The following is a 25,039-nucleotide window of genomic DNA, read 5'->3' on the forward strand; positions in this document are numbered from 1 at the left end:
AACGCTTGAGAGCGCGCCAAAGAAAATTTCGCGAGAAGCGCCGAATTCGAAGTTTTGCTTGCTGCGCCGGCCTTCGCTCTCGGGATAGGAGTAGCCCGCGCGGCGCGCTTACTTATAATGCGCCCCAACATGACGCCGCACGAGCACGCCAACATGACGTCACGCATTCCCGATTTCGCGACCGTCGCCTATGCGGCCGACGCCGTTCCGGCCCCGGTGCCGCCCGCGGGCGAGCCCTGGATGACGCCCGAAGGCATCCCGGTGAAGGGCATCTATGGCCCCGCCGACCGCGAGGGGATCGAGTTCCTCGACACCTATCCGGGCGTGGCGCCGTTCCTGCGCGGCCCCTACCCGACCATGTACGTCACCCAGCCCTGGACCATCCGGCAATATGCCGGCTTCTCCACGGCCGAGGATTCCAACGCATTCTACCGGCGCAATCTGGCGGCCGGTCAGAAGGGCCTGTCGGTGGCCTTCGATCTCGCCACACACCGGGGCTACGATTCCGATCACCCGCGCGTCTCGGGCGATGTCGGCATGGCGGGCGTGGCCATCGACTCGATCTACGACATGCGCACCTTGTTCTCCGGCATCCCGCTCGACGAGATGACGGTGTCGATGACCATGAACGGGGCGGTGCTGCCGATCCTGGCGCTTTACATCGTGGCGGCCGAGGAGCAGGGCGTGCCGCCTGAAAAGCTCGCGGGCACGATCCAGAACGACATCCTCAAGGAGTTCATGGTCCGCAACACCTACATCTACCCGCCCGCGGGCTCGATGCGGATCATCGGCGACATCTTCGCCTATACCTCGACGCACATGCCGAAGTTCAATTCGATCTCGATTTCCGGCTATCACATGCAGGAAGCCGGGGCGACCAACGACCTGGAACTCGCCTACACGCTCGCCGACGGCGTCGAATACATCAAGGCGGGTCTGGCCGCCGGCCTCACCATCGACAAGTTCGCGCCGCGCCTGTCGTTCTTCTGGGCGATCTCGACGAACTTCTTCATGGAGATCGCCAAGATGCGGGCCGCGCGCCTGATCTGGGCCAAGCTCGTCAAGGAGTTCGAGCCGAAATCCGACAAGTCGCTGCCGCTGCGCACGCACAGCCAGACCAGCGGCTGGTCGCTCACTGCGCAGGACGTCTTCAACAACGTCACCCGCACCTGCATCGAGGCGATGGCGGCGACGCAGGGCGGCACCCAGTCGCTCCACACCAATGCCCTCGACGAGGCTTTGGCCCTGCCCACCGACTTCTCGGCCCGGATCGCGCGCAACACCCAGCTCTTCCTGCAGCAGGAAAGCGGCACCACCCGGATCGTCGACCCGTGGGGCGGCTCGTACTATGTCGAGAAGCTGACGCAGGACATCGTCACCCGCGCTTGGGAGCACCTGCGCGAAGTCGAGGAACTTGGCGGCATGGCCAAGGCCATCGAGGCCGGCATCCCGAAGCTGCGGATCGAGGAGGCCGCCGCCCGCGCCCAGGCCCGGATCGATTCGGGCCGGCAGACCATCGTCGGCGTCAACAAGTTCAAGCCCGAGGACGACCGCGCCATCGAGTTGATGCGCGTCGACAACGGCAACGTCCGCACCCTGCAGATCGACAAGCTCAAGCGGCTGCGTGCCGAGCGCAACCAGGCCGAGGTCGACGCGGCCCTGGAAGCCCTGACGAAAGCGGCGCAGGGCGAGGGCAACCTCCTGGCTCTCGGCATCGAAGCCGCGCGGGCCAAGGCCACGGTGGGGGAAATTTCCGACGCCCTCGAGAAGGCCTGGGGCCGGCATCGCGCCGAAATCCGCTCGATCTCGGGCGTCTACAAGCGAGAGGTTGGGGGCATGTCGCCGGCAGTCGAGACGGTTCGCCACCTCGTGGAAGCCTTTGAGGAGAATGACGGGCGCCGTCCGCGTATCCTCGTCGCCAAGATGGGCCAGGACGGGCACGACCGCGGCCAGAAGGTGATCGCCTCGGCCTTCGCGGATCTCGGCTTCGACGTCGATATCGGGCCGCTCTTCGCCACTCCGGCCGAGGCCGCGCGACAGGCGGTTGAAAACGACGTCCACATCGTCGGCGTGTCGTCGCTGGCCGCCGGCCACCTCACACTGGTGCCCGAGCTCAAGGCGGCGTTGACCGAGCAGGGCCGCGCGGACGTGATGATCGTCATCGGCGGCGTCATTCCGCCGGGCGATTACGACGCCCTCTATGCCGCTGGAGCCTCGGCGATCTTTCCGCCCGGCACCGTGATCGCCGAAGCGGCGGTCAAGCTGATCCAGGAGCTGAACGGCCGACTCGGCTATGCCGAGCGCCAAGCCGCCGAGTGAAGCCGCCGAGTGAATGGCGGTCGCTCACCACGTTGTGGGTTCGGCGGGCTCACCCGGTAGCGATTCTGCAGGCGAGTCGCTAGAAACGAAGGTGTTGCAGTGCGGTCGGCGGCGTATGCGCAGGACCGGGGTCTCTAGAGTTTCGAGGGTGTGATCGCGATGTCGGAGATGGCCGGTCACCTGATCCACCCCGTCATCCTGTGCGGTGGCTCCGGTACGCGGCTCTGGCCGGCCTCGCGCGAGAGCATGCCGAAGCAATTCACGCCGCTGGTGAATGCCGACAGCTCGACGTTTCAGGAGACCGCGCGACGCCTGACCGACACGAGCGTGTTCTCACGCCCGGCGATTCTCACGAGCAGCGACGCCCGCTTCATCGTCGCCGAGCAATTGGCCGGCGCCCGTATCGCGGCGGATATCATCCTCGAGCCCGAGCGCAGGGATTCCGCCGCCGCCGTAGCGGTGGCGACCCTGCATGCCGCGCGCCGCGACCCGCAGGCCGTGGTGCTGATCCTGGCGGCGGACCACGTCATCGGCGACACCGACGGCTTCGTTCAGGCGGCCAAGGACGCGGCCGCCGGCGCGCGGGCCGGCTGCATCATGACACTGGGCATCAAGCCGACGAGCCCGGCCACGGGCTACGGCTACATCCATGTCGGTACCGCGGTGGAGGGCGCTCCGGGCTCACACCATATCGAGCGCTTCGTGGAGAAGCCGGACGTGGCCGGGGCCGAACGCCTGATCGCGGAGGGCGCCCTGTGGAATTCGGGCTACTTCCTGTTCCGCGCCGACGTGATGCTCGCCGAGCTCGAGGCACATGTGCCCGAAATCCTGCGCGCGACCAGAGCCGCCCTCGACGGCGCGGTGACGGACCTCGACTTCATCCGGCTCGACGCGGCGGCCTTCGGTGCGGCACCGAAGACCTCCATCGACTATGCGGTGATGGAACGGACCGCGCGGGCCGGCGTGCTGCCGGTCTCGTTTCCGTGGTCCGATGTCGGCACCTGGGACGCCGTCTGGGAGGTGTTGCCCCACGATGCCAACGGCAACGCGCTGCGCGGCCGTGTCGAGACCATCGACACCCATGGCAGCCTGATCCACAGCGAGGGAGATCACATCACCGCTGTGGTCGGCCTCGACGACGTCGTTGTGGTGACGACCCCCGATGCGGTGCTGGTGACCTCGAAATCCCGCTCCGGACAGGTCAAGGATCTGGTCACGCAATTGCGCGGCAAGGCCCACCCGGAGGCCGACGCCCACCGGCGGATGTACCGGCCCTGGGGCTGGTACCAGCGCATCGACATCGGAGAGCGCTTCCAAGTGAAGCGCATCATGGTCACGCCGGGCGGCCGGCTTTCGCTGCAGAAACACTTCCACCGGGCCGAGCACTGGGTCGTGGTCAAGGGCACCGCGGAGGTGACCCTCAACGAGTCCGTTGTGCTCGTGCACGAGAACGAGGCGATCTACCTGCCGATCGGCTCGATGCACCGCCTCACCAACCCCGGCAAGATCCCCCTCGAACTCATCGAAGTCCAGGTCGGCGGCTATACCGGCGAGGACGACATCATCCGCGTCGAGGATATCTACGGACGCTAGCTCGTCAGGAGAATCGCCGGACGCCGGGTCTCGGAACGAGGTCGGCGGGTCGATCACCGGCGAAATGCCGGAATCGTTTATCGTTCGATCGTCGAGAAGCTGATCAGGACCCTCGCTAGGGTCATTCAGGAAGCCCATTCGATTGCGCCCTCTGCTTTCCACCCTCGGCTGAGTGGTCGCCACCAACCAACGGCTACGCCGCCACCGGCCGCTCGGCCCGTCCGCGGTAGCTCAAGGCCTCGGCCAGATGAACGCGGCGCACCTGAGCCTCGCCGTCGAGATCGGCCAGGGTGCGGGCGACCCGAAGGGTGCGGTGGAAGCCGCGTGCGGACAGCCGCATGGTCTCGGCCGCGTTGCGGATCAGCGCCGCGCCTTCGGCATCGGGGGCCGCGACCTCCTCGATCATCGTCGCCGGACAGGTGGCATTGGTGATGACACCACTGAGCCCGCGCGCGGCGAAGCGCTCCGTCTGCAAGGTGCGGGCGGCCGCGACCCGCGCGGCCATCTCGGCCGAGCCTTCCGCGGGCGGCGGCAGGATCAGGTCGGCGGCCGTGACGGCGCCGACCTCGATGCGCAGGTCGATCCGGTCGAGGAGCGGACCGGAGATGCGGGCGCCGTACTGCGCCACGCAGCGCTCGTTCGGACCCTTGCGACAGGCATAGCCCGGCTCCAGCGCCTGACCGCAGCGGCACGGATTCATCGCGGCGATGAGCTGGAAGCGGGCCGGATACGTCACCCGGTGGTTGGCGCGCGCGATCATCACCTCGCCGGTCTCCATCGGCTGGCGCAGGGAATCGAGCACCTGGGGTGTGAATTCCGGCAATTCGTCGAGGAACAGCACGCCGCCATGGGCGAGCGAAGCCTCGCCGGGCCGGGCGTTATGGCCGCCGCCCACGAGCGCCGCCATCGATGCCGAATGATGCGGCTGGCGGAACGGACGGCGGTTCGACAGCGCCCCGTGCTTCAGTTCGCCCGCCACCGACTGGATCATCGAGACTTCGAGGAGCTCGCGCGGGCTGAGCGGCGGCAGGATCGACGGCAGCCGCGCGGCGAGCATCGACTTGCCCGCCCCCGGCGGACCGTTGAACAGCGTGTCGTGTCACATCCCGGCATGGGAAAACGTTCACCCGTGGTGAGTATCCTCCGGCGATGGCACTGGCGTATTCCTACATCCGAATGTCACGGCCCGAGCAGATGCGCGGCGACAGCCTGCGTCGGCAGGTCGATGCCGCGAATGCCTGGGCCAAGGCCCGGGGCGTGCTGATCGACGAATCCATCCGCGACAATGGCGTGTCGGCATACCGGGGTAAGAACCATACCGAGGGGGCGCTGGGCGCCTTCCTGAAGCTCGTCACTGACGGGGTGGTCAAGCCGGGCTCGTTCCTGGTCGTCGAAAGCTTGGACAGGCTCAGCCGGGAAACCGTGCTCGACGCGCTGCCACGCTTCATCTCGATCATAAAGGCCGGCATCGTCATCGTGACGCTGGTCGACAAGCAGGAGTACGACCAGAACCGGCTGAGGACGGATTGGACGCCGCTGATCGTCTCTCTCATGGTCATGGCCCGCGCCCACGAAGAGAGCAAGACGAAGGCCATGCGCCTCCGAGAGGCCTGGAGCGCCAAGCGTGCCACCGCCGCCGAGAAGGTCGTCACGTCCCGCGTTCCGGAATGGCTCTTCGTCCGCGAAGGAAGGATCCACCGGAACCCCGAGCGGGTCGAGCTCGTGCAGCGGATCTTCCGGGAGACGATCGATGGAGACGGTCGTCGCAAGATCATCCGCCGTCTGAACGACGAGAAGGTCCCCGCGTTTAGGAACGGCAAGGAGGGCTGGCAACCGTCGTACGTCGCGAAGCTCCTGGCGAGCCGCGCGGTCATCGGTGAGTTCCAGGCCTTCCGCCGGGGCGATGACGGGGTCCGGCATGCCGAGGGCGATCCCGTTCCGGGGTACTATCCGAGCATCATCGACGAGTTCGAGTTCCTGAAGGCCGGACAGGCCAGCCGCTCGCGGGCGGCGGCCCCCGGAGCCCGAGGCCAGCACGTCACCAACCTGTTCACCGGGCTGGCCAAGTGCGCCGGGTGCGGTGGCTCCATGGTCGTCGAGAACAAGGGCAAGCCGCCGAAGGGCGCTCGCTACCTCGTCTGCGCCGGTGCGCGCCGTTCGGTCGGCTGCGACAACCGGCGCCTGTGGCGGATCGAAAGGATCGAGCGCGAGATCCTTTCGCAGCTTCGCCGGGTCGCGCTGCCGGCTGCCGCCGGCTCCGCGCCCGCTCCCTCCGACGAGGTCGCGATACTCGAAGGGCGTCTAGCGACCGCGGTGACACGGCGGGAACGCCTGTTCGACCTCGTGGAGGGCGGGGACGAGGGCGCGGTGGCGCGGGTCAAGGCGCTGTCCGCCACGATCGGCGAACTCCGCGAGGCCATCTCCTGGCCAAGGCCGACACGATGCTGGCGGCTGCGATGCCGTCCTATCCCGAGCAACTCGCCCTCCTCCGCGACCTCCAGGCGCGGCTCGAAACCGCGACCGGCGAGGACCTGACCCTGCTCCGGACCCGACTGGCGCAGACCCTGCGCACTACGATGGTCAGGATCGATTTCGGACCCCACCGGGTCGTCGCATGGATGCGGCTGGATCACATCCGGCATCGGGTCGGGATTTCGCAGGGCGGCGTGTTCCCGAACGGAGCCCCCGTTACCGTCTTCGACGACACCCCGACGTCCCTGACGGAGGACGAGATCGCCGGCTATGCCATCGACGCGTTGGAGGACCGGGCGCGCGCTGATCGCGAGATGGAAGGTATCGAACGGGGGTTCGGCTGAATAGCCATCGCCACCGTGCTGGTGCGCCGGGCGTCCGCCCCCCTCGCCAACGACCGCCCCCGGGCACCCTGCCTGAGCTTACAACGACTCATACGTGGAATACCGGACAGTAAACTTACATGACAGTTTGCTGTCTTGGCACTCGTGGGCACTGTCCTGGCGGGAGTGGGCAAACCGTCTACAAGCGAGCCTTCCCCCGTCGGACAAAAAGGGAAAGCGAAAAAAGATTATTAACAGCAAGCTGTCATACCAACTTACTGTTGATTTCGATGGGGCTGTCCCTTGCCCAATGCTGATGACAAGACCCTGCGGGGCGGTATCACCGCCGTACCGCGTCGGGTGGCCTCCCAGCCGAAGCGGCCGGGTCGCAAGGACAAGGTAATGGTGTACGTCCCGCCCGAGCTTCACCGGGCGATGAGGCGGCTGGCGATCGACGACGATCGATCGGCGAGCGACCTCTATGCCGACGCCGCCCGCTCGTTCCTCTTAGCGCGCGACGTGAACGTGGATGAGAGACCCACCCACGGTGCCCCTACACCCAAGCGCCATGGCACGATGGCGGATCTTGCCGCCGCCGTGGACAGGCTCGGGTCCCGGATCGAGGAAGCCCTCGTGCGGGTCGAGGCGCCGGCTCCCGAGACCCGCGAGGCCGGGGGGCCCGCGCCGGCGGGGACGACGGCCGCCGCCGCGGTGGAGGCGCTGCTCGGGATCCTTCGGGAAGCCGGGTCCGCAGGCCTGACCGCGACGGAGCTCAGGGCCGCGATACACGCAGCTGGGATCCGTTCGGGGACCGCCGAGGTCGCCAAGGCGGTGCTCCGGGCCGCCGGGGTCGTGCGATGCGAGGGGAGGCGCTGGTACGTCGGAAGCTCGTGACGGCCCGCAGTGGCGTGCTGTCGGTAGGGTTACGAGCGTCGAAAATCGTCCCGAAGGTTTCCCGAAGGTTTGCCATCTCGCGAAGGGACGGGACTGCATGGAAGACGATCAGGCCGAACCGCGCCGCATAGAAATCAATGAGTTAGAACCAGCCGGTTTCCTATCAGGGAGATACGGAGGGCCGTAATTCGTTAGTCAGTTAAAAGACTTGCGCGCGATCGCCCACGTGGCCCCGAAGGTTTCCCGAGGGCTTAAGGGCACTTTACGGATTCGGTGGGCTCGCCGATGCCTTGATGCGGCGGCACAGGGCACCACGTCAAGGTTCGCAGCCAGAGGCGACCGACACATGTGCCGTGACCCCATCCGAAGTCTAACACCGGACGGCAAGGCATGATGAGGCTCGACGACGAGGCCACATGGCCCGAGAGCCTCCTGCGGTGCCTCGACGGCGACCTGCCCCTCCTTCGCGAATACGAGCACGGGCGCGCAGCCTGGGACAGGCGATGCGAGGAGGACGTGATGGCACGGGTCGGCCGCGACCCGAACCCGCATGCGAAGGGACGCGCCACCGTCCTGGCGGCGTGCCACGACATCGTCCTCGGCTGCCGGATCGTCGGCTACCACTGCACCCGCCTGACCGACGGCGAGGCCGTGGCGATCGAGCGGGACGGGCTCAGGATCCTTACGCCGGAGCTATTCGAGGGCCGGCTCGAACGGGCGCTGCAAAAGGGGCTAATCGGGCGGGACGTGGCGGACATCATACTTGCGAAAAACGATGGGCGCGCCCGGAGCCGGGCTGGAATGGTGTGGTTCGTATTCCGCGCGCGCGACCTCGCCGACGAGGGCGGCGTCATCCGGCTGTTCTCATCGTGGGGCGGGGAAGCGCTATACGGCCCGTACGAGGACCACGGCACGGTCGGTCCGGCCCTCGCCCGGATCGGCCGCCCATGCATCGTCGAGGCCGCCGTGCCCGCCGCCGGGATCGAGACGCACTGCGACGTCGGCGAACGCATCATGCGCGTCTATCTCGAACGTCGCGGGATCCGGACCGGCCACGGCGACGGCATGCAGGGGTACGTCCGCGAGGACGTGCCCGGGGACGCCATCCTGCGCGTCATACGGCGGGATGATCCGGACTTCGAGCGGTTGACCATGCTCGCCGCCTGGCGGTCCTGCCTGTCTTGAGACGCAGGGATGGGGCTCAGTCGAAGCGGAACCCGAACAGGCCACTGGTCGTGTCCGCATCCGATAGCCGGGGCTCCATCACGACACCCTGCCTGTCAATGCCGGCCGCCAGGGGCAGGGTGTCGTAGATGTCCGAGTTCATGGTGACGATGTACTGCCCCCCGTATGCGCGCGCCGCCTCGGCCCCGAGCGCGAGCGCGTTGGCGACCTGGCGCGGGTCGACGCCGTCGAACAGGTGGCTGTCGTGGATCAGGAAGCCGGGCCCCTTCCCGCGCCTGCCCCAGATCGAGAACAGGGCGTAGTCGAGACAGAAGATCTCCATGTTCGAGATGCCGCCGCCGCGATCGCCCTGGATCGTGATGCGGAACTCCGGGCCGTTATCGGTGGCCTCGACCTCGAACTTGCCCTGGCGGTCCTCGTAGAGGGTCGTGATGGCGTTGCCGATGAGCAGGATGGCCTCGTCGAGACGGTCGCGTCGGCGCTGATGGTCCTCCTGCAGCCGACGCTTGATGCCGATCCGCTCCATGCTCAGCTCGGTCGTCCGGCTTTCCAGCACCTCGGCCGACCTGAAACGCTCCCGCAGGGCGGCGGCCTCTGCCTCCGCGTCGGCCAGCCGCTTCTGGAGCGTGACGAAGTCCTCCAGCGCGCCGCGCCCCTCCAGGATCCGTAAGATGTCCCCGCGCTCCGCGTCCAGCCCGGCGAACCGGATCTCGCCTTCGGCCAGGTCCCGTTCCGCCGTCTCGATCTCCTCATGCAGGCGCAAACGCCGGTTCTCCACGACGGTCCGGTGGAAACGCTCGACATCCTCGAAGCGGCGCTTGGCCAGGTCCGGCAACTCGATGCCGACGGCGGCATAGAGGCGGCTCAGGTCGTCTCGCTCCGGCGGCCGCTCGGTCTCGATGGAGGCGCGGAGGTGGGCCACCGTCTCCCGCAAGGGCACGGCGCGGCGCGAGATCGCCTGCATCTCGACCTTGGCCCGCGTGGCCTGGCCCATCATCTCGCGATAGGTGTCGTGGACCTCGAAGCGACCCATCTCCTCCCGAAGCTTGGTGGCCCTGGCCTCCGCGAGGACGACCGCCGGGCGAAGCTCGGCCACCGTCCCGATCAACGCGCCGAAGGCACCGCCCTTGGCGGCCTTCTTCAACTCGTCGAGCTGCCCCTCTCGCTGCTTGACGAGATGCAGGGCGCGGGGGACGCGCCAGTCGAGGCCGAGGAGGTAGGAGAGGTTGGACTGCCAGTCCCAGCGCTGCTGCGCCTCGGCCTGGCGCTCGACATGGCCGAAGGCGCCGGACCCGTGTCGCCGGGCGAAGTAGCCGAACAGCGCACGGAAGCTCGGGGTGAAGCTCTCCTCGAACGGAGAACCCTTCACGACGGCCGGCAGGTCGAACCATCGGTGGGCGAGGAAGTCCTTCCACGTCTCGTTCGAGACCGAGAGAGCGCCCGTTTCCTTGTCCGGCTTGGTCTCAAGGCCGAAATGTTCGGCGCTGGCTGGATCGACGAAGACCCGACCATGCTTGGCCCCGCTGCGCTCGACCGAGACCTCGCGCCCGGCGATCCGGAAGGTCCCCTGGAAGACGTGGTCGTTCAACAGCGGGTGCCTGAGCAGGTTGCCGGTGTCGGCCTTCCCGCCGAGCAGGAAATGGACGATGTCGACGAGGCTGGATTTCCCGGCGCTGTTGCGGGTCTTGCGGTCGTCGCCCTGGGCCGACTTCGAGGACAACAGGACGTTGAGCCCGCCCTGGAAGCGCACGGGCTTGAAGGTCGGGAGCGTGCTGTCGATCGAGACGATCATCGGGCCGGCGCCGCGGCGCGAAGCAGGCCGTCGGCGTCCTCGATGGCATAGATGGCATGGAGGAAGGCCAAGGCGAGCGCGAACCAGTCGAAGGAGATCGGGTTGGACGATTGGATGTCGCCCCGCGCCGAGCGTACGCGCTCCCACAGGTCGGACACCTCGCGCGGTTGATCGAGTTGACGCAGGATCTCCGCTCCCACGCCGACGAGTGCGCGATGCGGCGACAGATGCTTGCCTGGCAGGATCATGGGGTCACCTTCGAGGGATGATCCTTGAAGATGTCGCAAGCTTCAAAAAGGTAGGCCAGAAGCGCCTGCGCCGCGACCTGCCTTTCCGGCGGGACGCTGCCGACGCCCGTGATGTCCTCGTAATGCTTGGTGAGGATGGCGTTCGGCGACAGCCCGCCCGCGTCAAGCTCCTTATAGCGGTTCGCGAAGACCTTGGACATCCGGATCCCCATCTGCGGGTCCGGGTGTCGGTCGACATAGTCCTTCACGAGGGGAGCGTTCGCCGTGGCACCCACCAGGATGCCATGCCACGCGCCCCGGATCCCATTGAAGTCCAGCTTGTCGAAGGGCGGGTCGGTGGGGGCGGCGTCGACGAGAGGCTGGTCATCGATGTCGCGCATCACCTTCTCGATAAGGCCGGCCACCTCCTCGATCCGCATGTTGCGGCTGTCCTCGGCCGAGGCGACCGGGCCAAGCAGGGCGGTGAGGTGGAACTCGTCGAGCGCAAGGATGCGGTCCTCGAAGGTGGGAGGCCCGAACATGCCGAATCGGTGATGGCCGTTCGCCGCTTCTAGCTCCTTCAGCCTGACCACGGCCTCGACCGGTACGCCGTCGACGAGGTTATGGACGAAGTGCCATTCCTTCATGATCGCAGCGAGCGCCACGGTCGCCTTGACGTAGTCGTCCGTCATCTTGGCGACGAGCGTCGACACGGTCAGGCCGGCGTCGTGCAGCTTGCCGTAACATTGGAAGATCTGGCCACTGCCCTGAAGATACCCGTCGCAGCCCTTGTCGCCGAGGCTGCCGAAGGGGCGAACCCGGATGAAGTCGGCTCCGTGAAGCCGTGCCATGACCCGGGAGAAGAAATCCTGGAACGCGTCCCCATTGTGTTGCCGGAGCTTCAGATCGAGGTTCATCTGCCACTGGAGGCGTTGGTGCGGCGTCATCCAGGAGGACATGCTGGCCGATCGTCGAGGGCTGGTCGCCTGGTTGATGGGTATTCCCACCATCCGCAAGGGGCGTCGGTCGCCGTCGCCCGTCACCGGAGGTGGTATCGGTCAAGGCTACATCGAAAAGGCGGACGCGTCGCGTCATCCGCCGAAATTCGGGCGGGACCGCGAGCCGGCGACGTCGATGGACACGACGTCGGCAGAGGTCCCGTGCCTCGACCGCCCGGGACGGCGACGGGCGAACGCAGTCGCCATCCCGGGCGTTGGGTCATCGGGCCTTGAGAACGTCGCGCTGGAGATACGTCATCTGACGCCCACGCCGCGTCGCGGTGATCCTCCGAGTACGGCGCCGGCTGCCGCGCGGGACGACGATGGCTGTCGGCGTCGCGAAGGTCGAGACCCCCGTCCACGCCGGCTCGGCCCAGCCATAGGACATGGCCATCGCCGGCATCGGCGCGAACGCAGGGACCCGCTCGGGGGAGGCCGGTGCCGTCGGCTCGGGCGTGGGCTCGGGCTTGGGCTCGGGCTTGGGCTCGGGCTTGGGCTCCGTCTTGGGCTTGGGCCTCTTGCCACCGACGAAGACGTCGGCCTTGATGCCCTTGCCGTAGCCGAGCTCGTCCGCCGCCGTGTCCTGCCCCTCCAGGGTCCACTGCCCGTAGATCCGGACCACCGCCTGGACGCTCATGCCGAGCAGGTCGGCGGCCGCGCGCACGTCAGTGCGGCCGATCCTGAGCCACGTGGCCGCCGTGTGCCTCAGGACGTGGGGCACCACCTCCTCGCCGAGGCCGGCGTCGGCGATGACCGAACCCCAGACGCAGGCCGGGCTCGCCGCGTACGCAGAGCCGTCCGTCTGGTGGACGACGTGCGCGATGCCGGCTTCGAGGTCCTCGTCACGCCACGGCGTGGCCATCGCGCAGAACTTCCGCGCGATCCTGGAACTCGCGCGGGGCTTGCCGACGGAGGGGTCGCGGCCGAAGCCGCGACGGTGGATGTAGCGGCCGTCGAGATCGAGGCAGCCGCCGTCCTCGTTCGCCTCCCAGGTCAGCTCCCGGATCGCCGCGTTGCGGGTCCCGGTGTAGAGGCCGATCGCCACGAACCGGCGGATGGCCTTCCGGTTCAGGACGATGTGGCGGGGACGCAGGACTCGACGGTTGACCGGGATGCCGTCGGCGCCGATCACCGTCTCGACCTGCCAGTCGTTCGTGGCCGCATCCCAGATCCGGCCACGCGTGGCCCACAGGATCCGCGCGACCTCCTTCCTGCGCAGCCAGCGCGTGCGGCCGGGACCGGCCTTGGGCACATGCACCTTCGGGTGCCAGGCCAGTGCGTGCTCGTCGGCGTAGAGAACCACCGCCTTGCGCAACTCGATGAGGTCCTCCCGCGCCGATGCGGTCGTCGCCAGCGGCGCGTCCGGGTTGCCCTCGCGGTAGCGGGCGTCGCGCAGGCCCGTGCGCCACTCGACGTAGAGATTGCACCGGGCCTTCGTGAGGTCCTTCAGCACCGCGCCGCCGAAGTGGCGGGCCAGCGTGCCCAGACGGCTCGCCAGCGCCGCATAGGCGGCAACCTCCTTGTCGGGGGCGTTCGCGGCCGGCCGGACGGCATCGAGGAAGTGGGCGAGGATGGCGGCCACCGGCACCATGCGCGGGGCGACGATCCCCCGCTCCCGCGCCCCCTTCCTGAGCTTGTACACGTCCAGCTGTAGCTGGGCGTCCGCCTCGTCCAGCTCCGACAGGCGGGTCGAGATCTCGACCTTGCCGTCACGGATGTGGAAAACCTTGACGGCCGGATCGGATTTGGAGGTCCGCAGCACCAGGCGCGGCGGCAAGGGCGCCGGCCCTCGCCGACGCTCTGCCTCTGGGATCGCGGCCGCCGTGGTCATCAGGGCGACGCGAATGTCCTCGGCGGCGCGCCCGACGGCGCCCGCTTGCATCTTCTCGGTCATGATTCTAGGGTCCGTTATCCCGTGCCCGCATTCGTGCGGGCGTTTCGGATGGCGGACGCGAGGCGGATCTTCCGCCAAGTTGAACGCGCCCCGTGTCCGCCGCTCGCCGTCTCGCCTTGCCGCACACGGCTCAGGGTGAGACAGATCTCTTCGCCGCACGTCTCGGACGTGTGCGCTCCCGGCCCATGGCTTTCGCCTCGTCGAGCCGGTTCTGGAGAAGCGCTTGGGGCGAGGCATCGGAACTTTCCGAACCCTTCGCCGTCCTCGCCTCTCCGACCTCGTCGACACCCATCCGGCGGATTGCCAGCGGGGTCGTGAAGAACTTCCTCGCCACCACCGTGATCGCCAATCCGCCGTCGCGGCCTGCCGTCCTCAGGGTGTTGGTGGTGATCGGGCCGTCCGGCCAGAAAAGGGCCGCGGCCTCGGGCAGGGTCAGTAGCTCGTCATCGGTCCACTCCTCGCTCCGCGGCCGGTCCGCAACCCGTTGGGGTCGCTTCGGAAAAGGCCTGGCCGGCGTCGCCACGCGAGGCAACCCGCTTTCGATCGGCGGGTCAACGTCCAGGGTGAGGCCTCCGATTTTCGCGGCCTCGCCTTTCGTTGCGACCGTTTCGAAGGTCCGCTCGCAATCCTTGCGGTCCTTGAACTGGAATGCTTTTCCGTCATCGTATCCGACGTCTATGGAATGCTCGGAAAGCACTGGCAGGCCTGGGAAAAGTTCCAACTGCTCAAGCTCGTGCACCGGGTCCGGGACCTCGTCGGGACAATCCTTCAGATCGTCGGGACGATCCTTCGACGATCCTTGCGCGGACACGGCGACGGCAAAGGATCGCTCAATCGATGAGTCGATGATTTCCAGGGTTTTCGGGCCGAAACCTAAGTAGTCTGCAACTGGCAAGGTTTGGTCATGGGCCGACCCCGGGGATGCCGGACCGGCCGAAAACCGGTCGAAACCGGGACTCGACCGGGTTGGGCAACCGAACGAGTCCCGGGCTTGCCCCACCAGCCGGGGGCCGGCCTGGGGGCCAACCTGCGCCATCGTGTCGGATCCGGTTCGCGCGGTCGCCTGTCCTACCGGGTCCACGGGCGGGAGCCCTGGGGATGCCACTCGGGGCATCCTCTGGACATCATCCCGACCAGGGATGACGGCCATGGCTGGCTTAACTCCTCTGCCGTCTCCCTTGGCCTGCGACTTGTCATGCGCCGACACCGGTCTCGGTGCAGCGCCAACCGGTCCGGGCCTTGGGCGGACCCCGTCTGTCGCCGCCTGGGCGGGTCTCGCCTTCGCCTTGGTCGGGGGTCGGACGGGCGGGGCCTTATCCCACCCGAAAAAGCGGACGATCGCAGTGAGCATGGCTGAACCTCTCGCGTTGAGGTTCGAGTGAAGCCGTCCGATCCGGTACCGCCAAATCGGGCCGCGCCACCGCGTCGGCACAGGCCATGGAGGTCATCCCACTTTCGCCCGCCGCCGCTGGATTGGACGCTAATCGGGCACGAATCAGGGGGCGTCGCGATCCTCGACATCGCGGCCCCGGTCAGGGCGCTGGGCAACGCAGGATCGCGACCTGGAAATTATAGTTGTCATCCCACTTGGAACAAATCGTGAACGTGCTCTCATAGGAGCTTAGCCGGGATTCGTCCGGCTCACTGGATCACGTCTATGTCCCGCCCACCCGATAGGTACATTCAACCCGGACATCCCCCGTCGGCGACAGCACCCGCGTCGGTCCGCGCGACCCGGGTGCTCTCGTTAGCGACGGCCACGCGCGACTATGCCCGCTCACTCGATGCCGGGACCTTCGATCGACTGGGCTCATCGGACCTCCGCTACCTCTTTGAGGCGATGGGTCCCGAGCTGTGGGCCTGGCAGTACGCGCGACGCCTGACGCAGCAATCGGCCTGGCGGGCTCGGACGGAGGTCGACGAGCAGGTCGAGCGCGCCTTGGCCGCGCGAGCGATGACGGAGGGCATCGAGACGTGGGCAACCGCACTGACGGCGCTCGACGCTCGTATTGAGCACGCCCGTCTCCATCGCGAGCCGATGCCGCAGCCGCTCGCGGTCCCGGCCGAGATCCGCGCCGCCCTCGAAGCCCGCGATGCGGCGGCATTGGAGCGGATCCGCCGGAAACGCGGGCGAAACGGCGAGGGCGAGACTGGCGCCGTGGCGATCCCGGACGAAGCCGTTCATCACCCACCCCTCCCGGGCCGCCCCGCCTGAGGTCCTCGATCCGGGACGATCGCAATACGACGGACAACGAGACGATGACCGCCGCCAGACATTTCCCATCCCAGAAGCCAGTTCGCGCCGCCGCGACCGAACCGCGACCGGTGCGACGGCCACCAGGCCTGCCCGTGCGCTTCGTGACCCGGATCAGCCGTGAGCTGAGCGGGGCGATCGCCGATGCCGCCCGTCGCGACGGCGTCACCGCCGGGGCCTTCGTTCGCCGGATGTTGCTTGAAAGGGTCGCGATCCAGTCCGCAGCCGATGCCCGGAGCGGCAGGCCGGTGCGGCAGCCGGATGACGATGCCGCCGCGATCGCGGCGGCCATCCGCGAGTTAGCGGCCGTAAACGCGGCCATCTCCATGAAGGACCTCGCCGCGGCGAAGATGAGCCTGACGACCGTGCGGGAGATCCTGATCCCGCTGGTCATCAGGCAGGCCCGGCGGTGATCTCCGGGGCGACGCGAGGGCGAGGCCTCGGCAGTGCCCTCGCTCGACACCTGATGAAAGCCGAGAACGATCAGGTCACCATCATCCCGGCCCGTGGGCTCGCAAGCGCGACGCTGGCCGACCAGATCCGGGAGCTGGTGGCGGGGTCGCTCGGCGGCCGTACAGACAGGGTGGTCTATCACGTCCACTGCAATGCCGATCCGGGGATTACCGACAACCTCGCGGCCCGGGCGAGGTGGTGGGAGCTGTTTGAAGGCGAGTTCCAGCTGACCGGGCAAGCGTACTGCGGTGTCGAGCACCTCAAGGGGGGCCGGCGACATGAGCACCGCGTCTATAGTCTCGTGCGGCCGTCCGGAACGGTGGTGGACATGGCTTGGGATTATGCCCGCCGGGAAAAGTGCGGTCGTATCGTGGAGTTTGAATTCGGGCTGTCTCCGGTCGCTTCGAAGCATGCCAGGTCCATCCTGCGTCGCTTGCGGGCTGAGGGGCGTGCCGACGTCGCGGCCTGGCTGGAAGCCTCGGGCACGACGGTCTCGGAGAGGCCGATCGCCCCGCTGACGCCGCAGGAGCGCCTGATCCAGGATCGTACCGGGATCTCGCTGGACGACCTGCGCCGGGCGGCCCTGGCGGCGTGGCGCGCCAGCGACGACGCCACGGCGTTCGTCGCCGCGCTGAACGCGCGCGGGCTCGGCCTGCGTCAGGGCCGGGTCGGCGCCGTCATCGTCGACGCGAGCGGTACGGCGCACCTCGCCACTCGCCTGATCGGGGCTGCGGCACGACGCCTCGAAGGCGCCCGCATCCCTGCGGCGGTCGTGCGGGCACGCTTGGCTGGATTCGAACCCACGGAGACACGACATGGACGAGATCGCACGACGCCTCGATCGGCAAGATCGCGTGCTGGGGGCCATCCTGGCGGCGCTGGCGCCACCGGAAGCCGAGACGGAGGGGGCGGCCTACGACGACCTGGTGGAGGTCTTGTGCGACCTGACAGTGGCGGTGGCGGACGTGACGGCGGCGATCCAGGCGCTGCGCTCGGACGGCTCCGGGCGCTTCCAGCCGGTCGAGCCGTGATCCTGCACCGGCGCCTAACGGGCCTCGACATCACGCTCCCGCGGTACGCCGCGGATGTCGGCCGAGCACGATCCGCGACGGATCGGCTGGAGGCCGAACGCGCCTATGAAAACCGCCGGGCATGGCTGTTGTTCGGCATGCGGGACATCTGGGGGTTGCCGCTGACCTGACATCGTGTCCGGCGGGGATTCCCTCCATGTCGCCCCGCCGGACGAGGGGCCATCCCATCCGCAGCAGACCCTGCAGGGGCTTCTGGCGGCGTTGCTCGGCCCCTACGACGACGTCGGCGAGGAGTGTTGGTTCGTCATGGCGCGGTAGACGACGTCCTGGTTGGCGACGGATTGGTGACCGGTCTGGCGCTCGTCGTCCACGAGCTGGCGACGAACGCGATCAAGCACGGAGCCCTGTCCTTGGAGGGCGGCACCGTCACCATCGACTGTCGACGGCCGGCAACGACATGGGCCTCGTCTGGACTGAACGAGGCGGTCCCTGCATCCGTTCGCCGCCCTGCCATGAGGGGTTCGGATCGAAGCTTACCGAGCGAACCATCCATGGACAGCTTTGCGGGACGATCTCGCACCATTGGGATGTTGAAGGCCTCAGGGTCGTGATCGGCCTGCCATGGGCCAACCTGGCATCCTGAGCGGGAGCGGATTGGCAAGGCCCACGATTCCGGGTCTTCCTAGCCGTCGACGAGCCGGGCGTACTCGGCTTCCGCCACGCCGTAGGAGTCGCCCGCGAGCCTGAGCAGTGCCGCTCGTCTCCGCACCGTGATGGTGCCTCGCCTCGTCGCGATGACGTTAGCGCGTTCAAGCGTGGCGACGGCGGTGGTGAGGCCGGTGCGGTTGACCCCCAGCATCAGGGAGAGGAACCGGTGCGTCGTCGGAAGGAGGTCGCCGTCGACGCGGTCGTGGCACATCAGCAGCCAGCGCGCGAGGCGCTGCTCCAACATGTAGCGGCCGTTGGCGAGCGCCGTCGAGGCGACCTGGACGTTTGCGGCCTGCACGTAGCGAAGCAGGCCATCGCGAAGACTGGGGCTGTCGCGCATGGCCTCCCGCATCTTGCCGCACGGCATCGACCAGGCCGTCCCCGCCATCTGGACCCGACCCTCGTCCGGTGTCCGCCCGGCGTCGAGCAGCACCGGCACGCCTACCATGCCTTCCCGTCCGACCAGCCCGAGCTCGATCTGGCCGGCGTCCTCGGACGCGGCGATGAGCGAGACGATGCCCCGCTCGACGAACCACACCCGTGGGATCGGCGTGTCGGCCGCGATCAGTACCTCCCCCACGGCAAGGGGGACGTCGTCGAGGTCGGGCCGCAGCAGGGCGAAGTCATCGGGCTTCAGAACCGAGAGGAGATGGTTCCGACACTGATCCTGGATGGGCATGGGCACGGTTCCGTCCTCGTCGGGACGGGGGGCGCCGGGCCTCGACCACTTCCCTCAAGATGCGTCGTGCCCTGTCCGCCTCAAAGGGGGGCGTACCGGTAATCGGTTCGGAACCCATCCTATGATTGTACGGGGTCGTCTTTCGGACCTATGGTGGACTATCCCCCTGAAACGAAATGGCTTGATGCAGCATGCGCTGATCCGGAAGTTGGAGAGTTACGAGACGCTGTCCGACAAGGACAGGCGGGCGCTGAACGCATTGGTGCCGAGAATCCGCCAAGTCGGTGCACACGTCGACCTGGCACGAGAGGGCGACCCTCCCGACAACGTCCACCTGATCCTCGACGGGTTCGCCTGTCGCTATAAGACGCTGGCCGACGGGCGGCGCCAGATCATGGCCTACCTCGTCCCGGGCGACTTCTGCGATTTGAACGTGTTCATCCTCGATCAGATGGACCACAACATCGGTACGATTTCGCAGTGCCAGGTCGCGGACATCCCGCGTCAAGCCATTGAGGAGATCACGGCGGATTACCCACTCATCACGCGAGCGTTCTGGTGGTGCGCCCTCGTCGACGAGGCGGTCCTGCGCGAGTGGCTGGTCAACATGGGGGCCCGCGCCGCCGACCAGCGCATCGCCCACCTGTTCTGCGAGCTTCATGCGCGCCTGGAGGCCGTGGGCCACTCCAAGGACGACAGCTACGCGTTTCCTTTCACTCAGACCGATATCGCCGACACGATGGGGCTCTCCAACGTCCACGTGCACCGGACCCTCCGCGACCTCCGGGGGATGGGCCTGATCACGCTTAAGAGTAGGATTCTGACCATCCTCGACGTCGAACGTCTCAAGGTCTTCTGCAAGTTCAACGCGAACTATCTCCACCTCAAGAACGCGCGCTGGATCGACCGACGCAGCGTCATCTGGCCCAGCCAATCGCAGGGAGGTTAGCCGTGCCCGCGCGGGGCAACGTCGAGATGCTGGTGACGATGCAGCCCATCGCCGTAAACACCGGGAGCGACGACCGGGACGGGATGCTGGTGATGGCGAACGGAATGCTGGTCGCGGTGTTGGTCCAGCTCGCCACGCCCGATCACGAGCATGAGGGCGATTGGTTCTTGGAGGTGGCGCTGGGTCCGCTGAGGGCGCACCTAGCCCCAACTTTCGCAAATCTCGACGACGCGACCCGTTGGATGCGCCAGCGCCTTCGGGCCCAATCCGATTGCCTTCCCTTAAAATAGTCCTGAATTTCATTGAGACGGCAGTAAAAAATAAAATCTAATTCGTCTCAATCTCCTGAAACCACCATCGATTTTGATCCGTATACCTTGCAGCGGGCATAATATACGAATACCACATCGAGTGCGATCAAGTACCCATGCCTTATGCCTGTCTCATCGCAGTAATTAAATTAATGTCGGAACCATCTCGGAAAATAATACTTTCCTAGATATCTAAATTGAAGCCACCATAACAGGATCAATACCCATGAAGAAGATCACTTTCGCGTTCGTCGCCGCCACCCTCCTCGGCGGCCTCGCTGTCGGCGGCGCCGCAACGGCGGCTCCGATGGGACCCAACGGAATGCAGGGCGGCAATGCCGGCATGACCCAGGTCCGCATGATGGAGAGCGACCGCATGATGATGAAGAAGCGCATGATGAAGAAGCGCATGATGAAGCGTCAGATGATGAAGCGTCAGATGATGAAGAAGCGGATGATGAACCGCGGCATGTGATCCGCGCCAACCATCGAAGCGGGAGGTCCGACCGGGGCCTCCCGACACCATCGTCGGTCTCGGAGGAGGCAGCGTGCCCCGTACCTATCTCACGCGCACCGCCCCCGATGTCGGCGAGATCGAACACCGACGCTGGATGTTCCGGCACCCCCTCGTCATCCGGATCGCCCATTGGGTGAACGCCCTATGCCTGCTGGTCCTGCTCATGAGCGGCCTGCAGATCTTCAACGCCCACCCGGCCCTGTACTGGGGCAACGTCTCCACCTTCGATACGCCACTGATGGCGATGTCCTCGACCGAGGACGATCCGCCCAAGGGCGTCACGACGGTTTACGGGAATACCTTCGATACCAGCGGCTGGCTCGGCTCGTCGACGGGTCCCAACGGCGAACCGGCCGACCGCGGCTTCCCGGCATGGGCGACCCTGCCGAGCGACCAGGATCTCACCGGCGGCCGCTCCTGGCACTTCTTCTTCGCCTGGGCCTTCGTCCTGAACGGCCTCGCCTACCTTCTTTACGGGCTGGTCAGCGGGCAGCTTCGGTTCCGTATGATCCCGTCGCTCGACCAAGTCCGGCACTTCGGCGCGTCGGTGTGGGAACACCTGACGCTGCGCTTCCCGCAGGGCGACGAGGCCAAGCGCTACAACGTCATCCAGAAGCTCACCTACCTCGTCGTGCTGTTCGTGCTCCTCCCCGTGCAGGTGCTGGCCGGCCTCGCGATGTCGCCGGCGATGGATGCGGCCTTCCCCTTCCTGTTGACGCTGTTCGACGGTCGCCAGTCGGCCCGAACGGTCCACTTCGTCGTCGCGGCCCTTCTCGTCGCGTTCGTCATCGTGCACGTCGCGCTCGTCCTGCTCTCCGGCTTCTGGAACAACATGCGCGGCATGGTCACTGGCTGGTTCGTGATCGAGCGCAAGGTCGAGCCCGCTGCAAGCCCGGAAACAAGGGGGGGCGCCGCATGATCCGGTTACCCAGCCGACGGGCCCTGCTGCTCGGGGCCACCGCCGCCGCCGATACCGCGATGCTTGGTGGGTGCGACCGCCTTGGCGAGGCCGACTGGTTCCGTCGCACGCTCAAGACCGGTGAGGATGCCAACTTGTTCGTCCAACGCCTGCTGCTCACCGAGCGCTCCCTCGCCCCCGAATACGCCGAGGCGGACATCTCGCCGTGGTTCAAGCCGAACGGCACCGAGGACCCGCCGGACGAGGACTACAAGGCCCTTTCGAAAGGCAAGTTCGCCAAGTACCACCTTGAGGTCGACGGCCTGGTGGAGGTGCCCTTCAAGCTGTCGCTGGCGGAGTTGCGAAACCTTCCGGCGCGCACCCAGATCACCCGACACGATTGCGTCGAGGGCTGGAGCGCCATCGGCAAGTGGGCCGGCGTGCCGCTCGCCGACATCCTAACCCGGGCCAGGCTGAAGCCGCAGGCGCGCTACGTGGTGTTCCACTGCGCCGACACCATGGACCAGGGCAATCCGCTCGAAGGTGGGGGCGATGGCGAGGATGCTGAAGAGGCCGTCCCCGTCGACAACGCCAATCCGGCCATGACCAAGCAGTCCGGCACGGCGGAGACCAAGCGGAACGTCGGTGGCCAGCAGGCGTCCGGAGAGACCGTGGCCAAGGGCAGCGACCCCGTCCGCTACTACGAGAGCATCGACCTGGTTGACGCCTTCCATCCCCAGACCATCCTCGCCTACGAACTCAACGGGAAGGCGTTGCCTGTCTCGAACGGTGCTCCCTTGCGCCTAAGGGTCGAGCGCAACCTCGGCTACAAGCAGGCGAAGTACGTCATGCGCATCGAATTGGTCGAGAGCCTCGCCGGCATCGGCGAGGGCAAGGGCGGCTACTGGGAGGACCAGGGCTACGCCTGGTACGCGGGAATCTAGCTTTAGTCTTGATCGGGCCGTCCGGCGCGCATTCCCAACGCTCATCGCCCCCCAGGAGCCTCGCATGGCCCACATCCTCGTCATCGGTGCCAGCAACGGCATTGGTCTGAATTCAATCATCAACGCTTTTGGCATCGCCGACCCTGAAGAAGCCCGGACCGTGCTCGGGATCGGGTCGGACGACAAGGTTGATCACCTTGGAGTAGGGTTTTGAACGCGACCGGAACGAACGGCCTGCAGGAGCTTCTCCGCCAGCAGACGACGCTTGCACGCTTCGGGGAACTCGCCCTTCGATCCGACGATCTCGACGAGATCCTGACGGAGGCCTGCCGGCTCGCGGGCCAGGCTCTCGGGACCGACCTGGCGAAGGTCGTCGAGCTTCAGCCGGACGGGAGGACGCTTCGCGTGCGCGCGGGGGTCGGCTGGAAGGAGGGCGTCATCGGGAAGGCGACCATCACCGCAGAGCACGACACCTCGGAAGGGCATGCGCTACGGACCGGCGAGCCCATGATCTCGCCCGACATCGCGAAGGAGACCCGTTTCAAATATTCGCAGTTCCTGATCGATAACGGCGTCAGGGCGGTGGCCAACGTCCTCATCATCGGCGGTCACGGGAGGCCGCCGTTCGGCATCCTCCAGATCGATAGCCACGTTCCACGCCAGTTCACGGAGAGCGACACCCTCTTCCTGCGCAGTTACGCCAACCTGCTCGCGGGTGCCGTCGACCGCATTCGCGTCATCGGCGAGGTCCGGGATGGCGAGGCGCGCCTGCGAACCGCACTTGAGGAGCGCGTCGCCGAGCGGACACGTGCGCTTACCGAAGCCAACGACAGGCTTCACGCGGAGGCCGAGGAGCGCGGACGGATCGAGGAGGCGCTGCGCCAATCGCTCAAGATGGAAGCCGTCGGGCAGTTGACCGGAGGGCTGGCGCACGATTTCAACAACCTGCTGGCCGGCATCTCCGGCAGCCTGGAACTGATACGGACGCGCGTGGGGCAGGGCCGCGCCTCGGAGGTCGACCGCTACATCGACGTCGCGATGACCTCGGTCGAGCGGGCCGCCGCGCTGACCCACCGGCTCCTTGCCTTCTCGCGGCGCCAGACGCTCGATCCGAAGGCGACAGACGTCAATCGGTTGGTCGCGGGCATGGAGGACCTGTTCAGTCGGACGGTCGGGCCCGGTATCGCCGTCGAGACCCGGCTTGCGAACGACCTCTGGCCGGCGTTGTGCGATCCGAACCAGCTCGAAAACGCGTTGCTTAATCTGGTCATCAATGCACGGGACGCCATGCCCGATGGCGGTCCGCTGATGATCGAGACCCGGAATACGGTCTTTCCGGATACGCGTCCTGGGGCGGACCCCACGACGTCGAAGGTACCGGCGGGCGAGTACATGGGCCTCTTCGTCACGGACGGGGGCACAGGCATGCCCGTGGACGTGATCGCCCGCGCCTTCGATCCGTTCTTCACGACCAAGCCCACCGGTCAGGGCACGGGCCTCGGCCTTTCGATGATCTACGGCTTCGTCCAGCAATCGGGCGGCCACGTCCTGCTGGGCAGCGAGGCCGGCCAGGGTACCGTGGTGTCGATCTACCTGCCGCGGCATCTCGGGTTGGCGGACGTCGTGAAGGTGACCGGCTTATTGACCAGCCCTGCGGTTGCTGAAGCAGGCACGGTCGTGCTCGTGGTCGAGGACGAGGTCGCCGTGAGGATGGTGATCGTCGAGGTGCTGTCCGACCTCGGCTACGTCGTGCTGGAGGCCAAGGACGGACAGTCCGGCCTGCGGGTCATCGAGTCCCGCGTCCGCATCGATCTCCTCCTGACCGACGTCGGCCTTCCCGGCGGAATGAACGGGCGTCAACTCGCCGACGCGGCGCGGGCGCACAGTCCTGAACTGAAGGTCCTCTTCCTGACGGGCTACGCCGCGAGCGCCGCCGTCAGTAACGGCCGGATGGAGGCCGGCATGGAGATCATGATCAAGCCGTTCGCATTGGACGCGCTCGCGGCCCGGATCGAGGGTATGGTCCTAATGGATCGACCGGTCGCTTCCCCCGGCTCCGCCACGGCTTTGCGGGCAAGCTCCTGATAAGCATCGAATTCATCTCCGGCGGGATCGCCTAACGGCAAAGCGCCGAAACCTCGTCGGGTTCATCGTGCGCGGCCTTCTCGACCGGGCCTAGTGCACTGACTCACACGGATGGTTCAGGGGATCGGCTGACGGCTGCGAGGATGCCGGCGGCGGGTTTGGTCCAGACGAAAGGTCTGGCGCGTCGGTTGTGCTCGGCGATGTAGCGTTTGATGGCCGCCTGCAGATCGACGACGCCGGTGAAGGACCCGCGTCGCAGCCGACGCCGCGTGAGTGCTGAGAAGAAGCCCTCGACGGCATTGAGCCAGGAGGCCGAGGTCGGTGTGAAGTGAAAGGTCCAGCGCGGGTGGCGGGCGAGCCAAGCGCGCACCTTCGGATGCTTGTGGGTGGCGACGTTGTCGAGGATCGCGTGGATCGCCTTACCGGGCGGGACGGCGGCCTCGATGGCGTTGAGGAAGCGGATGAACTCACCGTTCCGGTGGCGCTGCATGCAGCGGCCGAGCACGGTGCCCG

The 25,039-nt window shown here is 67.0% G+C and carries 24 protein-coding genes and 1 pseudogene; 17 read left to right on the forward strand and 8 right to left on the reverse strand.

Features of this window, described 5'->3' with window-relative positions; genetic code table 11:
- The first annotated feature begins 153 nt into the window (after positions 1–153).
- Positions 154–2,319 (forward strand): methylmalonyl-CoA mutase, encoded by a 2,166-nt coding sequence (scpA, locus tag G3T14_RS10035; protein ID WP_163642254.1) that lies wholly within the window; start codon positions 154–156, stop codon positions 2,317–2,319.
- 159 nt (positions 2,320–2,478) lie between these two features.
- The gene (locus G3T14_RS10040) at positions 2,479–3,912 is read left to right on the forward strand and encodes a mannose-1-phosphate guanylyltransferase/mannose-6-phosphate isomerase (protein ID WP_163642256.1); all 1,434 of its coding nucleotides are present in this window, start codon (positions 2,479–2,481) and stop codon (positions 3,910–3,912) included.
- Between the two features lie 193 nt (positions 3,913–4,105).
- Here the strand turns inward: G3T14_RS10040 and G3T14_RS10045 are convergent.
- A pseudogene (locus tag G3T14_RS10045) lies at positions 4,106–5,011 on the reverse strand (ATP-binding protein); the annotation flags it as partial.
- 50 nt (positions 5,012–5,061) lie between these two features.
- Here G3T14_RS10045 and G3T14_RS10050 point away from each other — a divergent pair.
- The 4 genes from G3T14_RS10050 (at position 5,062) to G3T14_RS10065 (ending at position 8,786) form a co-directional block, all read left to right on the forward strand.
- A complete protein-coding gene (locus tag G3T14_RS10050) occupies positions 5,062–6,447 on the forward strand; it encodes a recombinase family protein (RefSeq protein ID WP_163642260.1) in 1,386 nt (461 codons plus the stop codon).
- The gene (locus tag G3T14_RS10055; RefSeq protein WP_163642263.1) at positions 6,369–6,728 is read left to right on the forward strand and encodes a hypothetical protein; all 360 of its coding nucleotides are present in this window, start codon (positions 6,369–6,371) and stop codon (positions 6,726–6,728) included. Before G3T14_RS10050 ends, G3T14_RS10055 begins: the two co-directional genes overlap by 79 nt.
- A gap of 282 nt (positions 6,729–7,010) precedes the next feature.
- Positions 7,011–7,601 carry a hypothetical protein gene (locus G3T14_RS10060; RefSeq protein ID WP_163642265.1) on the forward strand — a complete coding sequence of 197 codons (591 nt, stop codon included), beginning with the start codon at positions 7,011–7,013 and terminating at the stop codon, positions 7,599–7,601.
- A gap of 390 nt (positions 7,602–7,991) precedes the next feature.
- Positions 7,992–8,786 carry a hypothetical protein gene (locus tag G3T14_RS10065; RefSeq protein WP_163642267.1) on the forward strand — a complete coding sequence of 265 codons (795 nt, stop codon included), beginning with the start codon at positions 7,992–7,994 and terminating at the stop codon, positions 8,784–8,786.
- A gap of 16 nt (positions 8,787–8,802) precedes the next feature.
- Here G3T14_RS10065 and G3T14_RS10070 read toward each other — a convergent pair whose 3' ends face one another.
- The 5 genes from G3T14_RS10070 to G3T14_RS10090 form a co-directional block, all read right to left on the reverse strand.
- Positions 8,803–10,578, reverse strand: a complete 1,776-nt coding sequence (locus G3T14_RS10070) for an ABC-three component system protein (protein ID WP_163642269.1) — start codon at positions 10,576–10,578, stop codon at positions 8,803–8,805.
- Positions 10,575–10,826, reverse strand: coding sequence for an ABC-three component system middle component 6 (locus tag G3T14_RS10075; RefSeq protein WP_163642271.1), 252 nt, complete (start codon positions 10,824–10,826; stop codon positions 10,575–10,577). The genes G3T14_RS10070 and G3T14_RS10075 overlap by 4 nt, the downstream gene beginning before the upstream one ends.
- Positions 10,823–11,764: an ABC-three component system protein gene (locus tag G3T14_RS10080; protein WP_163642273.1), complete on the reverse strand. Its 942-nt coding sequence runs from the start codon at positions 11,762–11,764 to the stop codon at positions 10,823–10,825. The genes G3T14_RS10075 and G3T14_RS10080 overlap by 4 nt, the downstream gene beginning before the upstream one ends.
- Positions 11,765–12,023: 259 nt before the next feature.
- Positions 12,024–13,697, reverse strand: coding sequence for a hypothetical protein (locus G3T14_RS10085; RefSeq protein ID WP_163642274.1), 1,674 nt, complete (start codon positions 13,695–13,697; stop codon positions 12,024–12,026).
- A gap of 130 nt (positions 13,698–13,827) precedes the next feature.
- Positions 13,828–14,592: a hypothetical protein gene (locus G3T14_RS10090; RefSeq protein ID WP_163642276.1), complete on the reverse strand. Its 765-nt coding sequence runs from the start codon at positions 14,590–14,592 to the stop codon at positions 13,828–13,830.
- An 843-nt stretch (positions 14,593–15,435) separates the two neighbouring features.
- Between G3T14_RS10090 and G3T14_RS10095 the strand changes: the two genes are divergently transcribed.
- From G3T14_RS10095 to G3T14_RS10110, 4 genes are all read left to right on the forward strand, one after another.
- Entirely contained in the window at positions 15,436–15,912 is a 477-nt protein-coding gene (locus tag G3T14_RS10095; RefSeq protein ID WP_163642278.1) for a hypothetical protein, read from the forward strand.
- A gap of 44 nt (positions 15,913–15,956) precedes the next feature.
- A complete protein-coding gene (locus tag G3T14_RS10100) occupies positions 15,957–16,364 on the forward strand; it encodes a hypothetical protein (RefSeq protein ID WP_204262766.1) in 408 nt (135 codons plus the stop codon).
- Between the two features lie 855 nt (positions 16,365–17,219).
- On the forward strand, positions 17,220–17,435 hold the full coding sequence (locus G3T14_RS10105) for a hypothetical protein (protein WP_163642282.1): 216 nt from the start codon (positions 17,220–17,222) through the stop codon (positions 17,433–17,435).
- A 174-nt stretch (positions 17,436–17,609) separates the two neighbouring features.
- Positions 17,610–17,753: a hypothetical protein gene (locus tag G3T14_RS10110; protein WP_163642283.1), complete on the forward strand. Its 144-nt coding sequence runs from the start codon at positions 17,610–17,612 to the stop codon at positions 17,751–17,753.
- Between the two features lie 364 nt (positions 17,754–18,117).
- Here the strand turns inward: G3T14_RS10110 and G3T14_RS10115 are convergent, their stop codons facing one another.
- Positions 18,118–18,822, reverse strand: a complete 705-nt coding sequence (locus tag G3T14_RS10115) for a Crp/Fnr family transcriptional regulator (protein WP_163642285.1) — start codon at positions 18,820–18,822, stop codon at positions 18,118–18,120.
- Positions 18,823–19,006: 184 nt separating this feature from the next.
- Between G3T14_RS10115 and G3T14_RS10120 the strand changes: the two genes are divergently transcribed.
- From G3T14_RS10120 to G3T14_RS10150, 7 genes are all read left to right on the forward strand, one after another.
- Complete coding sequence (locus tag G3T14_RS10120) at positions 19,007–19,771, forward strand: Crp/Fnr family transcriptional regulator (RefSeq protein WP_163642287.1); 765 nt, start codon at positions 19,007–19,009, stop codon at positions 19,769–19,771.
- Between the two features lie 2 nt (positions 19,772–19,773).
- Complete coding sequence (locus G3T14_RS10125; RefSeq protein WP_163642289.1) at positions 19,774–20,061, forward strand: hypothetical protein; 288 nt, start codon at positions 19,774–19,776, stop codon at positions 20,059–20,061.
- Positions 20,062–20,308: 247 nt separating this feature from the next.
- Positions 20,309–20,557, forward strand: a complete 249-nt coding sequence (locus G3T14_RS10130) for a hypothetical protein (RefSeq protein ID WP_163642291.1) — start codon at positions 20,309–20,311, stop codon at positions 20,555–20,557.
- Positions 20,558–20,693: 136 nt separating this feature from the next.
- Positions 20,694–21,518 (forward strand): cytochrome b/b6 domain-containing protein, encoded by an 825-nt coding sequence (locus G3T14_RS10135; protein WP_163642307.1) that lies wholly within the window; start codon positions 20,694–20,696, stop codon positions 21,516–21,518.
- Positions 21,515–22,441 (forward strand): molybdopterin-binding protein, encoded by a 927-nt coding sequence (locus G3T14_RS10140; protein ID WP_163642293.1) that lies wholly within the window; start codon positions 21,515–21,517, stop codon positions 22,439–22,441. Before G3T14_RS10135 ends, G3T14_RS10140 begins: the two co-directional genes overlap by 4 nt.
- Positions 22,442–22,505: 64 nt before the next feature.
- Positions 22,506–22,655: a hypothetical protein gene (locus G3T14_RS10145; RefSeq protein WP_163642295.1), complete on the forward strand. Its 150-nt coding sequence runs from the start codon at positions 22,506–22,508 to the stop codon at positions 22,653–22,655.
- Positions 22,652–24,526 (forward strand): response regulator, encoded by a 1,875-nt coding sequence (locus tag G3T14_RS10150; protein ID WP_348645249.1) that lies wholly within the window; start codon positions 22,652–22,654, stop codon positions 24,524–24,526. Before G3T14_RS10145 ends, G3T14_RS10150 begins: the two co-directional genes overlap by 4 nt.
- Before the next feature lie 103 nt (positions 24,527–24,629).
- Here the strand turns inward: G3T14_RS10150 and G3T14_RS10155 are convergent.
- Positions 24,630–25,039: IS630 family transposase (locus G3T14_RS10155; protein ID WP_163642297.1), on the reverse strand; the 410-nt coding region annotated here is incomplete at its 5' end.

Origin of the sequence: Methylobacterium sp. BTF04 (assembly GCF_010692745.1) — a bacterium.
Lineage (GTDB): Bacteria > Pseudomonadota > Alphaproteobacteria > Rhizobiales > Beijerinckiaceae > Methylobacterium.